We start from the raw sequence: 6,355 nt of genomic DNA on the forward strand, positions 1-6,355 counted from the left end.
CGTCGCCAGGCCACGACCCCGCGAGCCGTCCGGCGGAGTTCGCCGTGCAGCGTACTCGACCAGTTCGACGCGCGCTCCCGCGCGGTGAACAGGCGTTCGTCCAGCAACAGCGCGGTCGCGCCGACGAACATCCCGACGTAGACGAGGGCGTTCTCCTTCGTCGTGAACGCCAGTCCCAGGAACGCGCCCGCAGCGACCAAATAGCCGCCGCGTCGCGTGTCCAACGCGCGCACCGCCAGCCCGAGCGCTGCGAGACTGAACGCCGCGACCAGCACGTCGTTGCGCATGAACCGAGAGTAGTACACCAGCACGGGGTTGACCGCGAGCAGCGCCGCCAGCGAGACGACCTCCACGTCGTCGAGTCGCGTCCGGAACAGCCACGCAGTCGCCGGGAGCAGCGCACCGACGACGGCGACAGGAACGCGCGCGACCGCGCTGCTCCTCCCGAACGCGCCGAATAGGAACTCGTTGACGTGGAAGAGGAACGGGCCGTGGACGATAGCGCGGTACTCCCACTCGCCGGTCGCCTGATACTGGAGTATCCAGTACCCGACGCGGGCTTCGTCCCAGTGGAAGATGCGGTCGCCGAGGAGGACGACGCGGAGGGCGAGCGCGGCGAGCACCGCGGCGGCGACGGCGAAAGCGACGGCGGAGACGCGGCGACGTCCGGGGGCGGCGGCCATGTTTGTTCGCTGTACGGAACGGGGTGCATACAAACTTTCCGTGTCTGACTCCGGGGCGCGCCGTCGCCGCGGCGTTTCGGCCCCCGATGGCCGCCCACAGCGCTGCGGAAACTGTGCGGAACGGTAGGCCTTTATCCGACCCGGGCGACGGTTCGGACATGGTCAGTCTCGGCCTCGTCGTTGCGGAGTTCAACCGCAGCGTCACCGAACAGATGGAGTCGGCCGCCGTCGAGACGGCCGACGACGCTGGCGCAGACGTCGTCGACGTCGTCCGCATCCCGGGCGTGTACGACGCGCCGCTGGCGGCGGATCGGCTCGCGCGCCGCGGCGACGTCGAGGCCGTCGCGGTAGTCGGCGCGATCGTCACCGGCGACACGGACCACGACAGCGTCATCGGGCACGCGACCGCCCAGAAGCTCTCCGCGGTCAGCCTCGACCGCGACACGCCAGTGACCTTCGGCGTGTCCGGCCCCGGGATGTCGGGCGCGGAAGCACGGGAGCGCGTCGAGAAGGGCGCGGAGGCAGTCGACAGCGCGATTCACCTCGCGGAGGAACTCTAAGATGGACTTCACCGACAGAGTACACCGAGTCGAACCGAGCGCGACCCTCGCGGTCAGCAACCTCGCGAGCGAACTGGAAGCCGAAGGCAAGGACGTCGTCGACCTCTCGGTCGGCGAACCCGACTTCGACACCCCGAAGAACGTCAAAGCGGCCGGCAAGGACGCGATGGACGCGGGCCACACGGGCTACACGCCCTCGAACGGCATCCCGGAGCTCCGGGGCGCAATCGCCGAGAAGCTGCAGGGGGACGGCCTCGACTACGAGGCGGGCAACGTCATCGTCACGCCGGGCGCGAAGCAGGCGCTGTTCGAGACGTTCCAGACGCTCGTCGACGAGGGCGACGAAGTCGTGCTCCTCGACCCCGCGTGGGTGTCCTACGAGGCGCAAGCGAAGATCGCGGGCGGCGACCTGAACCGCGTGGACCTGTCGCCGTACGACTTCCAGCTGGAACCCGCCCTCGACGACCTCGCTGCGGCGGTGTCCGACGACACCGAGCTGCTGGTCGTGAACTCCCCGAGCAACCCGACGGGCGCCGTCTACTCGCGGGCCGCAATGGAGGGCGTCCGCGACCTCGCCGTCGAGCACGACGTCACCGTCATCTCGGACGAGATCTACCAGCACATCAACTACGGCCCCGAGCACGTGAGCCTCGCCGGCCTCGACGGCATGTTCGAGCGCACCGTCACCATCAACGGATTCTCGAAAGCGTACGCGATGACCGGGTGGCGCCTCGGCTACCTCGCGGGCCCCGAGGACCTCGTCAGCCAGGCCGGCAAGGTGCACTCGCACTCGGTGTCGTCGGCGACGAACTTCGTCCAGCACGCGGGCGTCGAAGCCATCCGGAACACCGACGACGCCGTCGAGGAGATGGTCGATGCCTTCGAGGAGCGCCGCGAGTTCCTCCTGGACCTGTTCGACGACTACGGAAAGGACCTGCCGGAGCCCGATGGCGCGTTCTACGCGATGCTCCCGGTCGACGAGGACGACCAGACGTGGTGCCAGGACGCGCTCAAGGACGCCCACGTCGCGACCGTCCCCGGGTCGGCGTTCGGCACTCCCGGGTACGCGCGCATCTCGTACGCCGCGAGCAAGGAACGCCTGCAGGAAGCGGTGGACCGGCTCGCGGCCGAAGGATACCTGTAACGACGGCGGCTGCTCCTCTATCGCGGCGGTAGCTGGATTTTTCGTGGGCTGGTAGCTGCTCCTCCATAGCGGCGGAAGCTGACTCTGCTGGCCGACTACCGATTTCTGGACGGAGCGAGGCTGTGAGGGCGCATTGTGGGGTCCGGTTTCGGACCGTCGCACGCGCGTCTCGGTCACGCTTGCAATGTGTCTACTAATCGCGCCACGGTGCGATACGCCAACCATGTGACCAATTAACAAACTCAGTGGCGCAGTCGGGAACGACGAGAGAGAATCGTTCCGCTACGAGTGTCGGGCGTGCCACCACCAGTTCGAGTCGACGACGGAGACGCTGTCGGACGTCGTGTGCCCGGAGTGCGGCGACCACAACGTCCGGAACGCGAAAACACTGTAACGGAGATCGACGGGACGAACCGGGCAGACCGCTGGGCGCGAGCGGTCAGTGCGAACTCGGACTTGCTACGGCCAGCTGCCGCTGCCCTCGTAGGAGTCGACGACGCGACGGACGGCGACGACGTACGCGGCGGTGCGGAGGTTCGGGAGGTCGTTGGCCTCGTAGGCGTCGATCATCGCGTCGAACGCGTCGGTGATGATGGCCTCGAGTTCCTCGTTGACGCGCTCCTCGGTCCACTGGAAGCGCTGGCGGTTCTGCACCCACTCGAAGTACGAGACGGTGACGCCGCCCGCGTTCGCGAGGATGTCCGGGACGACGTGGACGTCCTTCTCGGTGAGCACGTCGTCGGCGTCCGGCGTGAGCGGGCCGTTCGCCGCCTCGACCACGATGTCGGCCTCGACGTCGTGTGCGAGGTCACCGTCGATGGCGTTCTCGAGCGCGGCGGGCACGAGCAGGTCGACGTCCATCGTGAGGAGCTCCTCGTTGGTGAACTCCTCGGTGGCGCCGTCGTAGCCCGACACGCTGCCGGTCTCTCGCTTGAAGTCCTTGACGTCGCGCGTGTCGAAGCCGTCCGGGTTGTAGATGGCGCCCGAGGAGTCCGAGACGGCGACGACGTTCGCGCCGAGGTCGTCGATGAGTTTCGCGGCGACGCTGCCGGCGTTCCCGTAGCCCTGCACGGCGACGGTGGCGTCCTCCATGTCGCGGTCGAGGTAGTCGAACACCTCGCGGGCGGCGAACATCGTGGAGCGGCCGGTCGCCTCGACGCGCCCCTCGCTCCCGCCGTTCTCGAGGGCTTTCCCGGTGATGACGCCGGGCGCCGTGGTGTTCTCGAGTTTCTCGTAGGTGTCTTTGATCCAGTTCATCTCCCGCTGGCCCGTGTTCACGTCGGGCGCCGGGATGTCCTTGTCCTCGCCGATGAACACGCGGAGTTCCGTCGCGAACGCCCGCGTGATGCGTTCGAGTTCGGCCTCGCTGTACTCGCTGGGGTCGATGACGATGCCGCCCTTCCCGCCGCCGTACGGGACGTCGACGACAGCCGTCTTGTACACCATCCACCCGGACAGCGCCTTCACTTCGTCGCGGCTGACGCCCGGGTGGTACCGGATGCCGCCCTTGTACGGTCCGCGGTCGCCGTTGAACTGCGAACGGAACGCCTTGAACGTCTCGATGGTGCCGTCGTCCATCTCCACCGAGAGTGTCGTTTCGAGCACGCGCTCGGGATGTTTGAGTCGCTCGAGAACGTCCCCGCGGACGTCGAGGTACTCGCTCGCGTCGTCGAGTTGCTCCTGGAGGCTCTCGAACGGGTTAGTCTCCGTCATCGTTTGGACCGATTCCTGGGGTCAGCAAAAGGGTGACGACTTGACTATCATAATACGTGATATAAGGTACCTAGTCGTCCTTAGCCGCCTCGGCGCGCGCCACGATGCGTTCGGCCTGCGCGACGAGGGGCGCGTCCACCATCTCGCCGTCCACGCGGAACACGCCCTTGCCTTCGGCGTCCGCTTCGGCCTTCGCGTCGAGGATGCGCTCGGCCCACTGGACGTCGTCGGGTGCGGGCGTGAACGCGTCGTTTATCGGGTCGACCTGTCCGGGATGGATCGCCATCTTGCCGTCGTAGCCGAGTTGGGCGGCGAACTCCGTCTCCGCGCGCAGACCGTCGGTGTCGTCGATGTCCGTGTAGACGGTGTCGATGGCGTCGACGTCCGCGGCGCCCGCGGCGAGCACCACGTGCTCGCGTGCGTGCAGGACTTCCGTTCCGTCGTCGGTCCTGGTCGCGCCGACGTCCGCCGCGAGGTCCTCCGCGCCGAACGCGAGCGCGTCCGTCGGTCCGGCGTCCGCAATTTCCTCGGCGTGCAGGACGCCGCGGGCGGACTCCACGAGCGCGAGCACCGGGACGCCGAACGCACGCTCGTCCAGCATGCGGCCGAGCGTCCGGACGTCCTCGGCGGACTCGGCCTTCGGCAACATCACCGCGTCCAGGTCCGGGTTCTGGCCCGCCAGCACCGTCTGGACGTCGTCGACCGCGCCGAGGCCGACTGGGTTCACGCGCACGCAGACCTCGCAGTCCGGGTCGAACGAGGGGTCCGCGAGCACCGACTGGACGGCCGTCCGCGCCTCCGTCTTCCGGGCGGGCGCGACCGCGTCCTCGAGGTCGAACACGACGACGTCCGCGCCGGTCCCGGGGGCTTTCCGCAGCAAACTGGGCTGGTCGCCGGGCGAGAAGAGCACGCTCCGTCTGGCCATGTCGTAGTCGGCGTCGGCGCGCACCTTGTACTTTTCCGGAGCGGTTTTGCCGCGAGCGTACGACGCCGTACCCATGACCGGACGCTACTACGAGGAGTTCGCGGTCGGCGAAACCATCGAGCACGACAAGCGCCGCACCGTCTCGGAGTCCGACAACCAGGACTTCTGCGACATGACGATGAACCAGCAGCCGCTGCACCTCGACGCCGAGTTCGCCGCCGACACCCAGTTCGGCGAGCGCATCGTCAACGGCCTCTACACGATGAGTCTCGCCGTCGGTATCACCATCCCCGAGACGACGGACGGCACCATCGTCGCGAACCTCTCCTACGACGACGTCGAACACCCCGCGCCAGTCTTCCACGGCGACACCATCCGCGTGCAGTCCACCGTCACGGACAAACGCGAGACGAGCGACGGCGAGCGTGGCGTCGTCACATTCCACGTCGAAGCGTTCGCCGTCAACCGCGACGAGGAACCGCTCGTCTGCGAGTTCGAGCGGACTGTGCTGTCGCTGAAGCGCGAACACGCTGGGGAGTGACCGTCGTCGTCCACACCTCCGAGTGACGACCTCCCACACCGGCGAAGCACTTTTTTCGGTCTGCGTGGACGTTCCGGTGTGCTCGTTTAGCGTCGTCGCCGGCCGTCCCGCCCGGATTGCTCGCAGCGACCGCTCCCCGGCTGGGCCGGCCGACGGTCTGTTCCTCGTGCCGTTCGCCGACCACACGCACTCACCCCACTCGCATGTACGACTCACGCGACGACGTTCCCGAGACGCACCGCTTCGACCTGACACGAATCTTCGAATCGCGCGCGGACTGGCGCGCCGCCTGCGACGAGCTCGAATCCGATATCGCGGACTTCGACACCGACCGCCCACTCGGCGAGGTCCTCACCGAGTTCGAGTCGCTGTCCGCCCGCGACCACCGGCTCCGAACGTACGCCGACCTGCGCGCGAACGTCCAGCGCGGCGACGACCAGCGAGCCAGCGACCGGACCCGAGCCGAATCGCTCCACGGCGGCCTGCTGGCGCTCCGCGACGACGTGGAACGTCGAATCCGCGGGGCAGACCCGGACGCCCACGTTCCGGGCCGCTTCGAGCGGTACGTCGATGACGTGCACCGACGCGCCGACCACGCACTCCACCCGGACGCCAGCGACCTGCTCGGTGCACTGGACGACGTGCTCGCCGCGCCGACGCGCGTCCATTCCGCACTCGTCGATGGCGACTTCGACTCGCCGACCGTCGACGTGGCCGGCGAGAGCGTGACGCTCACGCGGAGCGAGCGGTCGCGCATCCAGCAGCAGGGCGACCGCGCAGTCCGCGAGC

The 6,355-nt window shown here is 68.2% G+C and carries 6 protein-coding genes and 1 pseudogene; 4 read left to right on the plus strand and 3 right to left on the minus strand.

The window, feature by feature from the left end:
* Positions 1-683: flippase activity-associated protein Agl23 (locus tag GRX66_RS15235; protein WP_159527314.1), on the minus strand; the 683-nt coding region annotated here is incomplete at its 3' end.
* A 158-nt stretch (positions 684-841) separates the two neighbouring features.
* On the opposite strand from GRX66_RS15235, the gene ribH reads away from it, so the two are divergent.
* Positions 842-1,243, plus strand: a complete 402-nt coding sequence (gene ribH / locus GRX66_RS15240) for a 6,7-dimethyl-8-ribityllumazine synthase (protein ID WP_159527315.1) — start codon at positions 842-844, stop codon at positions 1,241-1,243.
* A 1-nt stretch (position 1,244) separates the two neighbouring features.
* Positions 1,245-2,387: a pyridoxal phosphate-dependent aminotransferase gene (locus GRX66_RS15245; protein ID WP_159527316.1), complete on the plus strand. Its 1,143-nt coding sequence runs from the start codon at positions 1,245-1,247 to the stop codon at positions 2,385-2,387.
* Positions 2,388-2,846: 459 nt separating this feature from the next.
* Here the strand turns inward: GRX66_RS15245 and GRX66_RS15250 are convergent, their stop codons facing one another.
* The gene (locus GRX66_RS15250) at positions 2,847-4,100 is read right to left on the minus strand and encodes a Glu/Leu/Phe/Val family dehydrogenase (protein WP_159527317.1); all 1,254 of its coding nucleotides are present in this window, start codon (positions 4,098-4,100) and stop codon (positions 2,847-2,849) included.
* A gap of 70 nt (positions 4,101-4,170) precedes the next feature.
* The gene (locus tag GRX66_RS15255) at positions 4,171-5,025 is read right to left on the minus strand and encodes an HpcH/HpaI aldolase/citrate lyase family protein (RefSeq protein ID WP_159527318.1); all 855 of its coding nucleotides are present in this window, start codon (positions 5,023-5,025) and stop codon (positions 4,171-4,173) included.
* Between the two features lie 73 nt (positions 5,026-5,098).
* Here GRX66_RS15255 and GRX66_RS15260 point away from each other — a divergent pair, with 73 nt between their 5' ends.
* Positions 5,099-5,566, plus strand: coding sequence for a MaoC family dehydratase (locus tag GRX66_RS15260; RefSeq protein WP_159527319.1), 468 nt, complete (start codon positions 5,099-5,101; stop codon positions 5,564-5,566).
* Between the two features lie 203 nt (positions 5,567-5,769).
* Positions 5,770-6,355, plus strand: a pseudogene (locus GRX66_RS15265) (hypothetical protein); the annotation flags it as partial.

The organism is Halobacterium bonnevillei (assembly GCF_009831555.1).
In the GTDB taxonomy this organism is placed as follows: domain Archaea; phylum Halobacteriota; class Halobacteria; order Halobacteriales; family Halobacteriaceae; genus Halobacterium; species Halobacterium bonnevillei.

Excerpts from the sequence above, each read along its gene's own strand:
- ribH (WP_159527315.1), top strand. The coding sequence starts at position 842 with ATGGTCAGTCTCGGCCTCGTCGTTGCGGAGTTCAACCGCAGCGTCACC.
- GRX66_RS15245 (WP_159527316.1), top strand. The coding sequence starts at position 1,245 with ATGGACTTCACCGACAGAGTACACCGAGTCGAACCGAGCGCGACCCTC.
- GRX66_RS15250 (WP_159527317.1), bottom strand. The coding sequence starts at position 4,100 with ATGACGGAGACTAACCCGTTCGAGAGCCTCCAGGAGCAACTCGACGAC.
- GRX66_RS15255 (WP_159527318.1), bottom strand. The coding sequence starts at position 5,025 with ATGGCCAGACGGAGCGTGCTCTTCTCGCCCGGCGACCAGCCCAGTTTG.
- GRX66_RS15260 (WP_159527319.1), top strand. The coding sequence starts at position 5,099 with ATGACCGGACGCTACTACGAGGAGTTCGCGGTCGGCGAAACCATCGAG.